The sequence below is a fragment of the Immundisolibacter sp. genome, from assembly GCF_041601295.1.
GTDB lineage: Bacteria > Pseudomonadota > Gammaproteobacteria > Immundisolibacterales > Immundisolibacteraceae > Immundisolibacter.
Genome location: NZ_JBFIII010000032.1, coordinates 1 through 16,313 on the forward strand (window position 1 = coordinate 1; position 16,313 = coordinate 16,313).

Genomic DNA, 16,313 nt, shown 5'->3' on the forward strand with positions numbered 1-16,313 from the left:
GTACTGCTTGACCGCGATGCCACACTCGGTCCCGGCTCGGACGTCGTTGACGTCATCCTTATGCCGACGCAGGGACTCGAGCTCACCCTCGAAGATCACCACGTTGGCCCGCAGTACCCGAATCGGGCAGCGTCGGCGTACTACGCCATCGGCCACGATACAGCCGGCGACCGCGCCCAGCTTGGCAGAGCGAAAGACCTCGCGCACCTCGGCCAGACCCAGGATGTTTTCCTTGATCTCCGGCTCCAGCAGGCCGCCCAGGGCCAGCTTTACCTCATCAATAGCCTCATAGATGATGCTGTGATAGCGGACCTGAACCCCGGCTTCCTTGATCAGCTTGCGGGCGGTGGCGTCGGCGCGCACGTTGAAGCCCAGCAGCAAGGCCCCGGTCGACACCGCCAGGTTGACGTCGGTTTCGGTAATGCCGCCCACGCCGGATGCGATCACGCGCACGCCGACCTCGTCCGTCGACAGTGCAAGCAAGGAACCCGAAATCGCCTCGGCCGAACCCTGGACGTCGGACTTGATGATGACGTTGAGCATCTTGATCTCGGCCGCCCGCAACTGACTGAAAATGTCTGCGGAAGGCGTCTCACGCCGGGTCAGCGACGCCTCACGCGCCTTCTGCTGGCGGAACTGGGCTATCTCGCGTGCCCGGCGCTCGTCCTCTACCGTGTTGAAGGTATCACCCACGTTCGGCACACCGGACAGCCCGAGCACTTCCACGGGCTGCGAGGGGCCCGCCTCAAGCAGCGGCTGGCCATGTTCGTCGAGCAGCAAACGCACGCGCCCGAACTCATTGCCGGCCAGAACCATGTCGCCTCGTTTTAGCGTACCGGCCTGCACCAGCACCGTGGCGACCGGGCCGCGACCGCGGTCAAGCTGCGCTTCCACGACCACGCCCAAGGCCGGTCCCAGGGCAACCGCCTTCAGTTCCATTACTTCCGCCTGCAGCACGACCGCTTCCAGCAAGGTATCAATGCCCTGGCCAGTCTTGGCCGACACCGGCACAAACTGCACGTCACCGCCAAAATCCTCGGAGACCACCTCGTACTGAATCAGCTCCTGCTTGACCCGCTCCGGGTCGGCGTCCGGCTTGTCGATCTTGTTGACCGCCACGACCAGCGGCACGCCGCCCGCCTTGGCATGCTGCAACGCCTCAATGGTTTGCGGCATGACCCCATCATCGGCAGCGACCACCAGGATAACGATGTCGGTAAGCGCCGCACCACGGGCACGCATCGCGGAAAATGCCGCGTGACCGGGCGTGTCCAGGAACGTTCTGTTGCCGCGCGGAGTGATGACGTTATAGGCGCCAATATGCTGGGTGATGGCACCCGCCTCACCGGCCGCGACCTGAGTTTTGCGGATGGAATCGAGCAAAGTCGTCTTGCCGTGATCGACGTGCCCCATGACGGTAACCACGGGTGCCCGCGGTCGCGCCTCGCCCTGGGGCGCCAGGTCTTCGACCAGGGACTCGGGCGTCTCCGCTGCCTCGGCAATGGCCGTGTGACCCATCTCCTGCACCGCCAGCATGGCGGTGTCCTGGTCGAGCACCTGGTTGATCGTGGCCATCTGGCCCATGCGCATCAGGCACTTGATGACCTCGGCCGCTTTCACGGACATGCGGCTCGCCAATTCGGCAACGGTAATACCCGCGGGCACCTCCACCTCGCGCGTGATGCTGCCTTGCGGGCGCTCGAACTGGTGCCGGGTGGACTGCTGGCGCGACCCGCCGGCACGCGGCCGACTGTGGAGCCGGCCCAGGGCTTCGTCTCCGAAACCTCCGCGCTCCTCACGACCACCCCGTTTACGCTTGTTTCCGGGGCCTCCCCGGCCGGCTTCCTCTTTGCGCGCTGGGGTCTGTGGACGGGCTGGTTGCCGGCCTGATGGCTGCCCGGCCGGTGCCGGACGAGCACCCGCAGGGGCCGGCCGCTCGACCCGCTGACGATCGGCTACCGGCTCCGCCACGGGCTCCGGCGGCAGCTCTGGCTGCAGGGCAGGCGACTGCTCAAGCGGCTCGGATGACGCTTCGGCCGCCGCTGCTTCCGGCTCTATGGTGGGCTCAGGAGCCTCACTCTGGATCGCCTCGACCAACGGCTCAAGCTCTTCGGCCATCGGCAGATCATCGGCCGCCTGCGCTTCGTCACGCTTAACATAGGTGCGACGCTTACGCGTAACCACCGTCACCTTGCTGGCGGGTGTCGCCGGAGCACTGGCCGGCCCGGCACGGCGCGCCACCGCCGGCTGGCGTAGCTCCGAGACCACTTGCCGCGTCAGCGTAATCTTGCGTGGGGTCGGACTGGTGTCAACGCCTTCCGCACCATGGGCCTTGCGCAGGTAACCCAGCAGGTTGGCCTTTTCGTCGTCGGTGATGGGGTCGCCCGCTTGGCGGGCACCCACTCCGGCTTCTTGCAATTGCCGAAGCAGACGCTCCACCGGCACCCGAATGGAGTCCGCAAACTGTTCTATAGACTGGGCTGCCACTTGTCTAAACCTCCGTCAGGCCTGCGCGCCGTCGGCGAACCACGCCGCCCGCGCCGCCATGATGAGCTGACCGGCGAGCGTCTCGTCGATACCTTCGATGTCCAGCAGATCGATCACTGCCTGGTCGGCCAGATCCTCGCGGGTAATAATGCCGTGGCTGGCCAGCTGGTATGCCAGCCGCCGCGTCATCCCCTCGACTTCCAACAAATCAGCCGCCGGCTCGGCGTTGCCCAAGTGCTCTTCGCGGGAAATCTCCTGCGTCAACAGCACGTTCTGTGCCCGGCTGCGCAGTTCCTGCACGATGTCTTCGTCAAATTCCTGAATTGCCAACAATTCTGCCGCCGGCACAAACGCGACCTCCTCGACGCTCGTGAAACCTTCCTGAACCAGGATGTCGGCCACGTTCTCGTCCAGGTCCAGCTTGTCTATGAACAACTGACGCAACACTCCGGTTTCGGCCTCCTGCTTCAAGGCCGCCTGCTCCTCGGTCATGATGTTCAGGTCCCAGCCAGTCAGCTCGCTCGCCAGGCGCACGTTCTGTCCGCCGCGACCGATGGCGATGGGCAGCTGATCCTCGGCCACCGCCACGTCCATGGTGTGGCTCTCCTCGTCCATAGTGATTGACACCACTTTGGCGGGAGACAGGGCATTCAGCACAAACTGGGCCGGGTTGGCGTCATACAGGACGATGTCCACCCGCTCGCCGGCAAGGTCGTTCGACACGCTTTGCACGCGCGTGCCATGCATCCCGACGCACGCGCCAATCGGGTCGATGCGCGGGTCATAGCTGCGCACGGCAATCTTGGCGCGTACTCCGGGATCGCGGGAACAACCGACCACTTCGACCACGCCGTCGGCAACCTCCGGCACTTCGCGGCGAAACAGCTCCATCATCAGCTTGGGCACACGTCGGCTAAGAAACAGCTGTGGACCGCGTTGTTCGATGCGTGCATCGATCAGCAACGCGCAGACTCGGTCGCTGATGCGGATGTTCTCGCGCGCGATCATCTCCTCGCGAGTCAGTAGCGCCTCGACATTACCGCCCAGATCGACAATAAGATTTCCCCGATCGAGCCGCTTGACCTGGCCTATCAACATATTGCCGATTCGCGGCGTATAGGCCTCGACAATCTGCTCCCGCTCGGCCTCGCGCACCTTCTGCACGATCACCTGCTTCGCCATTTGCGAGGCGATGCGTCCGAACGCTACCGAGGGAAGCAGCTCCTCGATGACATCACCCGGCGCCAGACCAGGGTGCTCGGCCTGGGCCGCGGACACCGTGACCTGCTGTTCTGGCTCGATCTCTTCCGCGTCGTCTTCGACCACCGTCCAGCGCCGCAAGGTGTCGTACTCACCGGTCAGCCGATCGATGCTGACGCGCACGTCGAGGGCCTCGCCATGGACCTTGCGCGAGGCCACTGCCAAGGCCGCCTCGATGGCCTCGAAAATCACCTCTTTTGGAACGCCTTTCTCGTTGGAGACGACGTCTACCACTTGCAGAATTTCTCTAGTGTCCATGGCCCTTACTCCGCGTTTGCGCCCCGGTGTCCGGCACCAGGCGCGCCGCCTTGATCTCTGTCAGTGGTAAATTCAGCCGCTCGCCGTCGACCTCCACCTGCACGATGCCGTCGGCCTCACCGCACAACCGGCCGCGAAGGCGTCGGTAGCCCTGCAACATCCGGTGTAACTGCACACGCACTTCACTGCCAGCGAAACGGCGAAAGTGCTCAGCGGTCACCAAAGGTCGGTCCAGGCCCGGCGATGACACCTCCAACCTGTAGGCACCCGGTAGTGGGTCTTCCACGTCCAATAAACCGCTCACGTACTGACTCACCCGTTCGCAATCATCCAGCGTAATCCCGGCCGCCGCGTCAACATACAGACGCAACAACGGCGGGCGCGTCGTGATGTACTCAACATGCACCAACTCGTAACCCAGCTTGGTCAGCGCCGGGCCGAGAAGATCTCGCACCTGCTCGCTCAAAGACGCCGACAAATTCCGCCACCCAAAAATAAAAAATGGGCCAACGGCCCATTCCATCCAATACACGCTGAATAGAGGCCGGCGATTATAGCGGCGACGGACGCAAAATGACACCTACCCAGCATGAGGCAGGCAGCCTGTCAGAGCGCTCGCGGCAGGGCGGGATCAATGCCCCAGCGCCTGGGTCAGTCCTTCCACCACTTTTTTGGCATCGCCGAACACCAGCGCACAGTTGTCTTGGTAGAACAGGGTGTTGTCGACACCGGCGTAGCCCGGCTGCATGCTGCGCTTGACGAAGAAAATCTGCCGCGCGCGGTACACGTCCAGGATCGGCATTCCGTAGATGGGACTGGCCCGGTCGGTCTTGGCAGCCGGGTTAGTGACGTCGTTGGCACCCAGGACCAGAGCCACGTCGCAGGTGGCGAAATCAGGATTGATCTCGTCCATCTCGAACACCTTGTCGTAAGGGATGTCGGCCTCGGCCAACAGCACGTTCATATGTCCGGGCATACGTCCGGCAACCGGATGAATGGCGAACTTCACCTCGACGCCCTGCCTTTCGAGCGCATCGACCAGTTCGGCGGTTGCATGCTGGGCCTGCGCCACAGCCAGGCCATAACCGGGCACGATAATGACCTTGCCGGCGTTCTCGATCATGAACGCGGCGTCCTCCACCGCCGCCGATTTAACCGCGCGGCCCTCGGCGCCGCCGGTCGCGGCCGCCGCCCCCGGCCCGGTACCGAATCCGCCAAAGATCACGCCGAGGATGGACCGGTTCATGGCCCGGCACATGATGTAGGACAAAATGGCACCGGAAGCGCCCACCAAGGCGCCGGTGATGATCAGCAACTCGTTGTGCAGCGTGAAACCGGTCGCGGCGGCGGCCCAGCCAGAGTACGAGTTGAGCATCGACACCACCACCGGCATGTCGGCGCCGCCGATCGGCACGATCAGCAGCACGCCCAGCAGCAGCGCCAGTGCCGTCATGGCCGCAAAGGCCGGCAGACCGCCGCCGAGCACGAACTGGCCGGCAAAACCCAGCATCAGCAGCGCCAACGCCAGATTCACCCAGTGCTGGCCGGCAAAGCGCAGCGGCGCCGAGCTGAACAGGCCCTGCAACTTGCCGAACGCGATCACCGAGCCGGTGAACGTGATGGCCCCGATGAAGCTGCCGATGCCAAGCTCGGCCAGCAGCAGTCGGTCGGGAGCGCCCGTGCCACGGTGCGTGAGGTAAGTGCCCAGTGCCACCAGAACCGCAGCCAGACCGACAAAACTGTGCAGGATAGCCACCAGCTGCGGCATGTCGGTCATCTTCACGCGCCGTGCCAGCAACGCACCGATACCACCACCGACGATGACGCCGGTCACGATCCAGCCGTAATCGGTCACCTGCGGCGCGGCCAGCGTGACCAGCACCGCCAGCGCCATGCCGGCCATGGCGTAGAAGTTGCCCGCTCGCGCCGTGCGCGGCGACGCCAGGCCCTTCAGACCGAGAATGAACAACACCGCGGCGAGCAGATACGCCACGGCCAAGGCACTTGCGCCCATGCTTATGGTTTCTTCTTGAACATGGCGAGCATGCGCTGGGTAACCAGGAAGCCGCCGAAAATGTTGATTGAGGCCAGCACCACCGCCACGAAGCCAATGCCGCGGGTCAGGCCGTCGGCCTCGTGAAAGCCGGTCACCAGCATGGCGCCGACGATGATGATGCCGGAGATGGCATTGGTCAGCGACATCAGCGGCGTGTGCAGGGCCGGTGTCACGCCCCAGATCACCTGGTAGCCGATAAAACAGGCAAGTACAAAAATATACAGCGAAACGACAATCGCGGTCATGGTGTTATTACTCCAACCTGTACGGCGCTAGGTCTACGGCACAAACCGCACCGCGCCGGCGTGCACGGCCAACGCGGCAGCAATGATTTCATCTTCGGTATCGAGCACCAGCGTAGTGCCGGCGGCGTCCTGCCTGAGCACGAGTGCCAGCAGGTTCAGTACGTTTCTGGCGTAGAAGGCGCTGGCGTCGGTAGCGACCCGCGAAGGGTGGTCGGTAAAACCGACCAGCGTCACGCCGTGTTTTTCCACCACCCGGTCGACCTCGGTCAGTGGGCAGTTGCCGCCATTGGCCGCCGCCAGATCGACGATCACCGAACCCGCCCGCATGCCCGCCACCACGGCCTCGGGCACCAGCACGGGCGCCAGGCGGCCGGGTATCAGCGCCGTGGTAATAATGATGTCGGCCGCTTGCAGACGCTCGCCCAGCAGTTCCTGCTGGCGGCGCTGAGCGTCGGGCGTCAACTCGCGGGCGTATCCCCCTGCCCCGGCGCCGCTCTCCCCGAGGTCAATGTCGATGAACCTGGCACCCAGGGACAGCACCTGCTCACGGGTTTCCGGGCGCACATCAAAAGCTTCCACCTGCGCTCCCAAACGTCGCGCAGTGGCGATCGCCTGCAAGCCCGCCACGCCGACGCCCAGCACCACCACCCGGCTCGGTTTGGCCGTGCCGGCAGCGGTCATCATCAACGGCAGGAAACGCCGGTAATGGAGACTCGCCTCCAGCACCGCCCGGTAACCGGCGATATTGGCCTGCGAGGACAGCGCATCCATGCCCTGAGCGCGAGAGATGCGCGGGATCAGCTCCACGGACAGCGCGCTCAGGCCGGCGTCCGCCAGCGTATCCAGCCCACCCGCGTGCGGCTCCATGAAACCCACCAGCAGCGCACCCGGGCGCATGGCGGCCACCTGCTCACCGTCCGGCCGGCGGACCGCGAGCAGCACGTCCGAGTCGAAAACCTCGGACGCGCCCACCACGCGGGCACCGGCCTGGGTATACGCGCGATCTGCATAGCGGGCGCTTTCACCGGCACCGGTTTCAACGCAAACCTGCACGCCCAGTGCCAGCAATTTCTTGACCGACTCCGGCGTCGCCGCCACGCGACACTCACCGCTCGCGCGCTCGCGCAGCACCCCCACCAACACAGTCATGGAATGTTTCTTGTCGTCGCGTAAACCGCCCGCTCAACACATCGGGCGCTGTGGCAAACTGCCCCGGCCGCATGCGCGACCGGCCTCAAAATTTGCCGGCATTCTACACGCTGGCCCAACCTGCTATCCGGAGCAACGCAATGATTCGACACATGGTGATGGTCAGGCTCAAGCCCGGCGTGGACACGGAAACCAAGGCCCTGTTCGACCGCTTCGGCGCCATGGTCGACAGTTTCGACGGCTTGCTGAGCTTCAGCGGCGGCCCGTATTCGAGTCCGGAAGGCATCAACCGCGGTTTCAACTATGGCTTCTCGATGGATTTTCGCGACGCCGCATCGCGCGACCGCTACCTGCCGTCCCCCGAACACGTGGCGATCGCCCAGGACATCGGGCCCCTGCTCGACGGCAGCTTCGAGGACAGCGTGGTGGCTTTCGACTACGAGTACTGATTCAGGCCCGAATAAGTCCATTCTGGACTTCGCGGACCGCCAATTAATCGGCAAAGGCCTGCGCTGCCCGGATGTCGCCCAGCCCTGCCGCCACCATCAGCAGGCGATCGAATCCCAGCGCAACGCCCGCGCAGTCCGGCAAACCATGCCCCAGCGCAGCCAACAATTGCTCATCAAGCGGTACCTGCGGGAGTCCGTTCGCTTGCCGGATATGGTTATCCGCCTCGAAGCGACGGCGCTGCTCGCCAGCGTCGGCCAGTTCGGTAAATCCATTGGCCAGCTCGAGGCCATCCACGTATAGCTCGAAGCGCTCGGCCAGCGCCGGCTGATCCGGGCGCAGCCGGGCCAATGCCGCCTGGCTTGCTGGGTAGTCATATACAAAAACCACGCCCAGTGACGCCAGGGCAGGCTCGACCAGACCGGTCAGCAGAATGTCCAGCGCGGCATCGCGCCCGGCGGCCTGCAAAGTCGGCGACGGCTCTATGCCCGCAGCAGCCACGCGCCGCCACAAGCGGGCGTCAGTCGCCGACAACGGGTCCAGCCCGACATACCGCTCGAACAGCTCGCCGTAGCTTTGCACACGCGCCGCGGGCCGGTTCAGCAGACCACAGACCAGCGCCTCGACCTCATTCATCAACGCCCGGTAATCGAAATCGATCCGGTACCACTCCAGCAGCGTGAACTCGATCCGGTGACGCGCACCGTGCTCGCCGGCGCGAAAGGCTTTGCCTATCTGGTAGATGTTCCCGGCCCCGGCGGCGAGCAGCCGCTTCATGGCGAATTCCGGAGACGGCTGAAGGTAACGCGCCCCGACATCTGGCACCGGCACGGCGAGACAATGCTGATGCGGGTCACTGGTCGGCGCCAGCCCCAGCAACGGCGTGTCGACCTCCAGCACTTGCCGAGCCCCAAAAAAGGCCCGAATGTCCGCCAGCAGGGCAGCCCGCATACGCAGCGTGTCCAGGCTCGCCCCGGGCCGCCAGTCGCCGCCCTGCTGCGCGGACGCGCTCAAATTACTCCTTGACGCGGGAGACGTAGTCCCCGGTACGGGTGTCTACCCGCAACAGGTCATTGATCTCCACGAACAGCGGCACCTTCACCGTGGCGCCGGTTTCGAGCGTCGCCAGCTTGGTCGCGCCACTGCTGGTGTCGCCGCGCACAGCCGGCTCGGTGTAAGTCACCCTCATCACCACGTGATTGGGCGGCGCCACGACAATCGGCTCGCCATTCCACAAGGTCACCGTGCAGTTGTCCTGTTCCTTGAGCCATTGCGCCTTGTCGCCAACGGCCGATGCACCGGCATGCACCTGCTCGAAGGAAGTCGGGTTCATGAAGCACCAGGATTCGCCATCGGCGTACAGGAACTGCATTTCCGTATCCACCACGTCGGCCGCCTCGATGGTCTCGCCGGATTTGAACGTGCGTTCCCAAACCCTGTTAGTCCTGAGGTTGCGCAAGCGCGCCCGGTTGAAGGCCTGGCCCTTGCCGGGCTTTACGAACTCGTTTTCAATGATGTCGCAGGGGTCACCGTCCAGCATGACCTTGAGCCCGGCGCGAAATTCGTTGGTGCTGTAAGACGCCATAATTGCCTCGTTTAAACGTTATTCAGGGGAGCACGCATGTCGATTCCGGCCGCGGCGGCCAGCGCACAGGCGCCGTGGCAAAGGCTGCTCGCGCAGGCCATTTGCGATCCGGCCCAGCTGTTGCGGGCGCTGAGTCTGCCAGACCACCTGCTGCCGGCGGCCCGGCGTGCCGCAGCGCTGTTCCCGCTGCGTGTGCCGGCGCCGTATCTGGCGCGGATCGCCGCAGGCGATGCCGCCGATCCGCTGCTGCGACAGGTGCTGCCGCTGGATGTCGAATGCGAACCCCAGCCCGGTTTCAGCGCCGACCCACTGGCCGAGGCGGCGACCCAACCGGTGCCGGGCTTGCTCAAAAAATACCACGGGCGGGCGCTGCTGATTGCTACCGGTGCTTGCGCCATACATTGTCGCTACTGTTTCCGGCGTCACTTCCCATACGCCGATGCCCACGCGGGCGGCTCGCGACTGGAGCCGGCACTGGCCGCAATCGCTGCCGATGCCAGCATCGGCGAGGTAATTCTAAGTGGCGGCGATCCGCTCACGCTTGGCGACCTGCGCCTGGCCGCCCTCGCGCAGCGCCTGGCAGCAATCCCGCACATCCACACGCTGCGCATCCACAGCCGCTTGCCAGTGGTACTGCCACAGCGCGTGGACGCCGCCCTGCTTCGCTGGCTGGCGCCCTTGTCGCTACGCAAGGTTCTGGTGCTACACACCAATCACCCGGCGGAGATCGATGCCGATGTCGCGGCGGCGCTTGCCGGCCTGACCCACAGCGGGGTGACCCTGCTGAACCAGGCCGTGCTGCTGCGCGGCGTAAACGACAATGCCGATACGCTGATCGCCCTCAGCGAGCGTCTGCATGGCATTGGCGTGCTGCCCTACTACCTGCACCTGCTCGACCGGGTGCAGGGGGCGGCACATTTCGACGTTCCGCAGGCCTCAGGCGAGGCGCTGATTAACGCCATGCGGGCAAGGCTGCCGGGCTATCTGGTACCACGCCTGGTCCGGGAAATCCCGGGCGCCAGCGGCAAAACCCTCATCGCCTGAGCAGGGCACGCGCCTGCTCAAGCACCGGCAGCAAGCCTTCGGTCAACGGCACCTGCAGCAACTGATCGTCAGTCATCCAGCGTGCATCAGCAGCATCGTCGCCGGCCCTTGGCAGGATAGGGTCGCGCACCGGCGTGCCCAGAAAATCGAGGATCACGTAATGGTGTGCGCTGTCCATGCGCTCGATCCAGGTCACCAGCGGACCGAGGGTCACCTCGACGCCGGTTTCCTCGCGCACCTCACGCCGGCAGGCGTCAGTCACCGCCTCGCCCCACTCCACCTTGCCACCGGGCACCGACCACAGGCCCTGGCCGGGCGACCGACCGCGCTGAATCAGCAGCACGCGACCGCTTGCATCGAATACGAACACGCCGACAGCTACCTGGGGCCGCTGCGGCCACTCAGTCATGGTCGGTCCGTGCCAGCACCTGCCGATACAGCGCCAGTACCTCGCGGCTGAAACAAACGAACTGCACTCGGGTAATCGCCGGCTGGGTAGCGATGACTGCCGACACTGTAGCGACGGCAATGTCGGTCGCCCGCGCTAATGGAAAACCGTAGGCGCCAGTGCTGATCGCAGGAAAAGCAATGCTCGTCACAGCATGCGCAGCGGCCAGTTCAAGGCAGCGCCGGTAACAACTTGCCAGCAACGCGTCTTCACCGGCCGTCCCGCCCTGCCAGACCGGACCAACGGTGTGAATGACATACCGCGCTTGCAGCCCATAGCCCGCAGTCAGTTTGGCGTCACCGGTGGCGCAGCCACCCAGCGTGCGGCACTCCTCCAGCAGCTGCGGCCCGGCGGCCCGATGAATGGCACCGTCCACGCCACCACCGCCCAGCAGCGAGGCATTGGCCGCGTTGACAATAGCCTCCACCGACAGCCGGGCGATGTCACCTTCCACAGCACTGAGGCGCATCGCCTGACCGGTCACCGAGGGCGGCTCACAGCGTGGGTGCGTGCCGTCCCTGCTCGGCCGTGGTCTGACATTCCAGGCATCGCTCGGCGGCCGGCTCGGCATGCAGACGACCGCTGCCGATCTGTACGCCACACGCCCGACACAAGCCATAACGCCCCCGCTCGATAGCGGCCAGCGCGGCCTCCACCAGACGCACGCGATGGACATGACGATCCAGAGCAGCCAGTTCCAGGTCGGCCAGCAGATCGGCCACCGACTCGTCACCCCGGTCGTGGACGCGGCCCGCCAGTTCCAGGTACCGCCCCTGCTCACTGCGTTCCAGCTCGGCGGTTACCTCCTGGCGCAGATCGGCGTGCTCCTGGGCAAGCCGCAGCCGCAGCTGCTCAACTTCGCTACTGGTCAATCCATTCACGCGCAGCTCCTCGTAATCAGTTTAAGGACGAGCGATCAGCGCTCGAGCAGCCGCGGCATCAATTCCACCAGGTTGCAGGGCCGGGTGCGGTAATCGAGCTGCGGGGCGATCAGCTTATCCCAAGCCGTGCGGCAGGCGCCCGAGGAGCCCGGCAGACAGAAAATGTAGGTGCCATTGGCTACCCCGGCAACAGCGCGCGACTGGATGGTGGACGCACCGATTTCGTCCAGGGATAAGGCGCGGAACACCTCGCCGAAACCGTCGATGTGCTTATCCAGCAGCGGCACCACCGCCTCCGGTGTGCCGTCCCGGCCGGTCAGGCCGGTGCCGCCGGTGGTCAGCACCACCTGCACCGCCGGATCAGCAATCCAGGCCGAGACCTGGGCGCGGATCCGGTAAATGTCATCCGGCAGGATGGCCCGGCCGGCGAGTCGATGCCCGGCTGCCGAGAGCCGTTCGACCAGCACGCGGCCAGAGTTGTCCTGCTCCAGGCCGCGGCTGTCGCTGACCGTGAGCACTGCTATGCCCACGGGAACGAAGGCCCGTGCCCCCGCGTCACTCATCGGGGGGGCGCCATATGGTTACCGTGTACCGAATTTGCGCATACCCTGCGGCGTGAAAATTTCCGCATTGAGGGTCGAATCCTTGAGCAGACCAACCTTCGGCTGCCCCATGCCAAGGTTGCCGTACCAACCGAAGAAGGTGGTGTAGCGACCGTTGACCAGGTCGACCAACTGGTCTCCCCAGATGAGCATCGAGCGGCTGTCATATAGGTTCAGCACGTAACCCTCGCCCATGCGCCAAAGCCGGTCGCGCGCATCGTAGGCCTCGTGCCCCATGCCGTGCCAGGTGTCCTCATCCATGTACGAAACGACGCGTTTGTATAAATGCCGGGAACTCGGTCGCAACGTCGCCTCGAGCTCCCACACCCGGTGCAGCTCGTAGCGGATCAGGTCCGAATTGACGTGCCGCCTCCCGAATAACTCCTCAGGTGTAGCGTTCTCCTGAGCAAGGGCGTAGGAGTTGTACGGTACGAAGCGCTCCTTCTTGCCATTAAGCTTCAGATCGTGGCGCGACTCCTTGCCACCGAACCACCACTGCCAACGCGAGGTGACCGTACGCTGGCCGTCCGAACCGAACGAAGGACTGTCCTGGAAGCCGATTTCAGGTGCCTTGCGCACCCGTCGCTGCCCCGGCACATACAGATAAGCCTGAAAATCAAATTCCTGGGCGAAGTTGCAGCCTCCACCAATCAGGCCCGACTGGCGCGGCGGCTGCTTGATCTGGAATGCGTCGCACAAGAGCGGCCCACCACTGCGGTGAAACCATTCGCCAGTCGGACGCTCGGCGGCCGGCACCCACCACATGTAGGATTGCCACTGCTCCATGATCACATCAACCCGACTGCCCAGCGCGTCAATCAACGGCGCGTTCATAAAACCCTCGATTGCCTGCCCCTGATAGGCGAGGTAGTGGTTCCAACCCACCTCGAACGCATTTTCCGGAATTGGGAACGGATAACCGCCACCGTCGACATGGTTCACTAGGCAGACCGCGCCCTTGGTGTCCCAGCCCGGGCACAGCTCGGCGGCCAGCGCCTGGCGCTTAGTCGCTTCGTAGACGAAGTCAGGGAACGACGCGCTGCGCCGCGTCGGATAGACGTGCATCCGGAAACTGCCCGGATACTGCTTGAACATGGCCACCTGTCCGGGCAGCAGCTTGTCCTGATATTGCGCATAGTTCTGAGCGGTGATGGTGAACAGCGGTTTGTCGTCCGGAAACGGATTGACCCACGGCCCGCCGGACTTGAAGGTGGCCGGCGGTGTTTCGATGCCGCCGGTCCACTCAGGAATGCTGCCGTCGGCATTACCGGCGCGCTCTGCGCCGACCGGGGTCAGTGGCGTACCGGTGAGGCCGAGCTGGGCGGCCTCGTCGGGCGTGATCCTGGCCCACGCCGCGGAAGCCATCGTCAATGCCAGGCCGACAACGGCTCCGAGTTTGGCAATCTCTCCACACATACCTTGTCCCTCCCTATCTTTTAAGAAACGTTGCAACGCACTGGCAAGGATCAAGCCGGAACGGCGCGCACCCTGCCTATCAGGAAGCGAGTAATTGCGGGCATCAACACTACCGCACCCACCATGTTCACGAAGAACATGTACGCCAGCAACACGCCCATGTCCGACTGGAACTTGAGCGCGGAGAAATACCATAGAGCGACCCCGAAGCTCATGGTGACCGCTGTGAACACCACCGCTGTTCCCACCTCCCTGTAGGACAGGCGGAACGCGGATTCAACATCCATGCCCTCACGCAAATGCACGTACGCACGGGCAAATAAATAGATACCGTAGTCCACTCCGACACCAACCCCCAAGGCCAAAACCGGCAATGTCGATACCTTCAGTCCAATGTTGAGAAACACCATCACTGCATTGGCGAAAATCGATACCGCGACCAGCGGCAGCATCACGCAAAGTGCCGCCCGCCAGGAGAAGAAAGTAAAGAAACAGCATGCCGCGATCGCCGCGAACAGGATCAAGTCCATGGTCAGCACGGAATCTTTGACCGCCTCGTTGGTGGCTGCCCAGATACCGGCATTTCCCATCGCCATCCGGAACGTGACGTCGTCGTTTGTGTTGGCCTTGTCGTAGGCCCGAATCGCCAGGACTATGCGATCCAGCGTGTGCGCTTGGTGATCGACCGGATAGATGGTTACTGGCATCACCGTACAATCGTTGTTGAACAGCCGCTGCGACATCTCGACCCGGTAGATATTGGCGGAAATCATCTGCTCGTTGCGCGGCAAACCCAGGAATTTTGGATTCGCCTCGTAATTGCCGACATTGCGCTCGCGCACAACCTGAGTCAGCGATTTCACCGACCGCACGCCTGGCACATTGCGCATTTGCCAGACAAAATCGTCAATCGTTGACATCACGCCGTAGTCCACGCATGCGCTGTCCTTAGGCGATTCCGCCATTACAACGAACTCGTCCAATCCAACCGTGAACTTGCTGACGATAGCCTGAGTGTCCTGGTTGTAACGGGCATCCGGCCAGAACTCTGGCGCGCCGGCTTCCGAGTCGCCAACGATAAGACTTTTCGTCTGCCAGGACCCGAAAGCGACCAGGAAAATGGTCACCCCGACGATAGCCATAGCCGGGCGAGGCCGGCTGGCGCGTGTCAACAAATTCCAGACGGGATGGTCGTCACCCTCGGTGGACAGCTTCGCTCGGGCAATCTCCCGCTCATTCAGACGCATGTAAGAAAGGAGCGCTGGCAACATGAACTTGTTGGTGAGCAACATCACGGCAACACCTATGCTGGCAGTAATGCCAAGCTCACGGATGATGTCGATATCGATCACCATAATGACGGCAAAACCTACCGCATCAGAAATCAACGCAGTGGCACCGGGAATAAACAGCTTGTTGAAGGCATCCTTCGCTGCGCTTGGCGCGTCCATGCCCGCAATGACTCCAAGGCGCCAGGAATTGGTCATCTGCACCGCGTGACTGACACCGATGGCCAGCACGAGAAAGGGCACCAGAATGGATAGCGGATCAACGCCGAAGCCCAACAGCTTGACCAATCCAAGTTGCCAGACCACCGCTGCCAGAGATACCGAGATTGCCGCCAGCGCCAGCTTCCACGATCCGGCGAAGAAGATCAGCAGTACGAAGGTCACCGCCAGCGTAATCGCGAAGAACAGAATGACGCCGAGCGCGCCCTCGATGATGTCACCAATGAAGGTCGCGAAACCGATGATGCCAATGTCGAAGCCTTCGCCTTCGTATTTCACACGCAGCGCTTCCAGCCTGCGTGCCGCTTCGCGATAGTCGAGCTTGACCCCGGTGGCGGGATCGCGCTCGATCAACTCTGCAATGACCAGTGCACCGGAGAAATCCTTGGCTACCGTTCGACCGATCTCGTCGGAGCGATACAGGTTTTCCCTGACCTCCTGCAGCCCAGCTTCGGTGGCCTGAAAATCCGCCGGAACAATGCGCGAACCGGTGAACCCTTCCTCGGTCACCGCTACGAAATTGACGTTTGGGGTGAACAGCGAGGTCACCGTGCGGGCATCCACGCCGTCCATGACCAGGATCTCCTGGGTCACCTGCTCGAGAACCTTGAAAAAGGCCGGGTTGAACATATCACCGCTGCGGTCGGCGACGAACACTGTGATGGTGTTCGAGCCTCCGAACTCGGGCTTGTACTTGGTGTAGGTTTTCATGTACGAGTGCGACAAGGGCACCGACTTGTCGAACCCGGGGTCAAGCCGCTGATTGGCCGCCTGGTAGCCCAGAAATGCTGTGAGCGCCAGGGTGAGCGCCAGTACCCAAACCCTGCGCCCGATTAAAAACCCGGAAATCGCGGCGGAAAACCTTTCCAGGCCCGCGCCGTAACCTACATCTGCTGCCATGGGACCGATTGCCTTACGTGCCTGTGG

At 63.5% G+C, this 16,313-nt stretch carries 16 protein-coding genes; 2 read left to right on the plus strand and 14 right to left on the minus strand.

The features are described 5' to 3' along the window. From infB to ABZF37_RS05995, 6 genes are all read right to left on the minus strand, one after another. On the minus strand, nt 1–2,487 hold a 2,487-nt coding region (infB, locus tag ABZF37_RS05970), incomplete at its 3' end, for a translation initiation factor IF-2 (RefSeq protein WP_372717814.1). A 15-nt stretch (nt 2,488–2,502) separates the two neighbouring features. Further along, complete coding sequence (nusA, locus tag ABZF37_RS05975; protein ID WP_372717816.1) at nt 2,503–4,005, minus strand: transcription termination factor NusA; 1,503 nt, start codon at nt 4,003–4,005, stop codon at nt 2,503–2,505. Beyond that, complete coding sequence (rimP, locus tag ABZF37_RS05980) at nt 3,995–4,459, minus strand: ribosome maturation factor RimP (protein ID WP_372717818.1); 465 nt, start codon at nt 4,457–4,459, stop codon at nt 3,995–3,997. The genes nusA and rimP overlap by 11 nt, the downstream gene beginning before the upstream one ends. A gap of 177 nt (nt 4,460–4,636) precedes the next feature. Then, nucleotides 4,637–6,019: an NAD(P)(+) transhydrogenase (Re/Si-specific) subunit beta gene (locus ABZF37_RS05985; RefSeq protein WP_372717820.1), complete on the minus strand. Its 1,383-nt coding sequence runs from the start codon at nt 6,017–6,019 to the stop codon at nt 4,637–4,639. Nucleotides 6,020–6,021: 2 nt separating this feature from the next. Further along, on the minus strand, nt 6,022–6,306 hold the full coding sequence (locus ABZF37_RS05990; RefSeq protein WP_372717822.1) for a proton-translocating transhydrogenase family protein: 285 nt from the start codon (nt 6,304–6,306) through the stop codon (nt 6,022–6,024). A gap of 33 nt (nt 6,307–6,339) precedes the next feature. Continuing rightward, nucleotides 6,340–7,449 (minus strand): Re/Si-specific NAD(P)(+) transhydrogenase subunit alpha, encoded by a 1,110-nt coding sequence (locus ABZF37_RS05995; protein WP_372717863.1) that lies wholly within the window; start codon nt 7,447–7,449, stop codon nt 6,340–6,342. A gap of 146 nt (nt 7,450–7,595) precedes the next feature. Between ABZF37_RS05995 and ABZF37_RS06000 the strand changes: the two genes are divergently transcribed. Further along, complete coding sequence (locus tag ABZF37_RS06000) at nt 7,596–7,904, plus strand: Dabb family protein (RefSeq protein WP_372717824.1); 309 nt, start codon at nt 7,596–7,598, stop codon at nt 7,902–7,904. A 43-nt stretch (nt 7,905–7,947) separates the two neighbouring features. On the opposite strand, the gene epmA is transcribed toward ABZF37_RS06000, so the two are convergent. Continuing rightward, the gene (gene epmA / locus ABZF37_RS06005; protein ID WP_372717826.1) at nt 7,948–8,916 is read right to left on the minus strand and encodes an EF-P lysine aminoacylase EpmA; all 969 of its coding nucleotides are present in this window, start codon (nt 8,914–8,916) and stop codon (nt 7,948–7,950) included. Between the two features lies 1 nt (nt 8,917). Then, nucleotides 8,918–9,487: an elongation factor P gene (efp, locus tag ABZF37_RS06010; protein ID WP_372717829.1), complete on the minus strand. Its 570-nt coding sequence runs from the start codon at nt 9,485–9,487 to the stop codon at nt 8,918–8,920. Between the two features lie 36 nt (nt 9,488–9,523). On the opposite strand from efp, the gene epmB reads away from it, so the two are divergent. Further along, a complete protein-coding gene (epmB, locus tag ABZF37_RS06015) occupies nt 9,524–10,531 on the plus strand; it encodes an EF-P beta-lysylation protein EpmB (RefSeq protein ID WP_372717831.1) in 1,008 nt (335 codons plus the stop codon). Here the strand turns inward: epmB and ABZF37_RS06020 are convergent. The 6 genes from ABZF37_RS06020 to ABZF37_RS06045 are packed head-to-tail and all read right to left on the minus strand — an operon-like array spanning nt 10,521 to nt 16,286. Next, nucleotides 10,521–10,940: an NUDIX hydrolase gene (locus ABZF37_RS06020; RefSeq protein WP_372717833.1), complete on the minus strand. Its 420-nt coding sequence runs from the start codon at nt 10,938–10,940 to the stop codon at nt 10,521–10,523. The two genes, epmB and ABZF37_RS06020, sit on opposite strands and share 11 nt — an antisense overlap. Further along, the gene (locus tag ABZF37_RS06025) at nt 10,933–11,448 is read right to left on the minus strand and encodes an O-acetyl-ADP-ribose deacetylase (RefSeq protein ID WP_372717835.1); all 516 of its coding nucleotides are present in this window, start codon (nt 11,446–11,448) and stop codon (nt 10,933–10,935) included. The genes ABZF37_RS06020 and ABZF37_RS06025 overlap by 8 nt, the downstream gene beginning before the upstream one ends. A 25-nt stretch (nt 11,449–11,473) precedes the next feature. Next, the gene (locus ABZF37_RS06030) at nt 11,474–11,860 is read right to left on the minus strand and encodes a TraR/DksA family transcriptional regulator (RefSeq protein ID WP_372717837.1); all 387 of its coding nucleotides are present in this window, start codon (nt 11,858–11,860) and stop codon (nt 11,474–11,476) included. Nucleotides 11,861–11,895: 35 nt separating this feature from the next. Beyond that, complete coding sequence (gene moaB, locus ABZF37_RS06035) at nt 11,896–12,423, minus strand: molybdenum cofactor biosynthesis protein B (protein WP_372717839.1); 528 nt, start codon at nt 12,421–12,423, stop codon at nt 11,896–11,898. Between the two features lie 18 nt (nt 12,424–12,441). After that, nucleotides 12,442–13,932 carry a DUF1329 domain-containing protein gene (locus ABZF37_RS06040; RefSeq protein WP_372717842.1) on the minus strand — a complete coding sequence of 497 codons (1,491 nt, stop codon included), beginning with the start codon at nt 13,930–13,932 and terminating at the stop codon, nt 12,442–12,444. After that, the gene (locus ABZF37_RS06045) at nt 13,929–16,286 is read right to left on the minus strand and encodes an RND family transporter (RefSeq protein ID WP_372717844.1); all 2,358 of its coding nucleotides are present in this window, start codon (nt 16,284–16,286) and stop codon (nt 13,929–13,931) included. Before ABZF37_RS06045 ends, ABZF37_RS06040 begins: the two co-directional genes overlap by 4 nt. Between the last annotated feature and the right edge of the window lie 27 nt (nt 16,287–16,313).

Coding starts and splice junctions, on each gene's coding strand:
- nusA (WP_372717816.1), bottom strand. CDS start 4,005: ATGGACACTAGAGAAATTCTGCAAGTGGTAGACGTCGTCTCCAACGAG.
- ABZF37_RS05985 (WP_372717820.1), bottom strand. CDS start 6,019: ATGGGCGCAAGTGCCTTGGCCGTGGCGTATCTGCTCGCCGCGGTGTTG.
- ABZF37_RS05990 (WP_372717822.1), bottom strand. CDS start 6,306: ATGACCGCGATTGTCGTTTCGCTGTATATTTTTGTACTTGCCTGTTTT.
- ABZF37_RS06000 (WP_372717824.1), top strand. CDS start 7,596: ATGATTCGACACATGGTGATGGTCAGGCTCAAGCCCGGCGTGGACACG.
- efp (WP_372717829.1), bottom strand. CDS start 9,487: ATGGCGTCTTACAGCACCAACGAATTTCGCGCCGGGCTCAAGGTCATG.
- epmB (WP_372717831.1), top strand. CDS start 9,524: ATGTCGATTCCGGCCGCGGCGGCCAGCGCACAGGCGCCGTGGCAAAGG.
- ABZF37_RS06020 (WP_372717833.1), bottom strand. CDS start 10,940: ATGACTGAGTGGCCGCAGCGGCCCCAGGTAGCTGTCGGCGTGTTCGTA.
- ABZF37_RS06025 (WP_372717835.1), bottom strand. CDS start 11,448: ATGCGCCTCAGTGCTGTGGAAGGTGACATCGCCCGGCTGTCGGTGGAG.
- moaB (WP_372717839.1), bottom strand. CDS start 12,423: ATGAGTGACGCGGGGGCACGGGCCTTCGTTCCCGTGGGCATAGCAGTG.
- ABZF37_RS06045 (WP_372717844.1), bottom strand. CDS start 16,286: ATGGCAGCAGATGTAGGTTACGGCGCGGGCCTGGAAAGGTTTTCCGCC.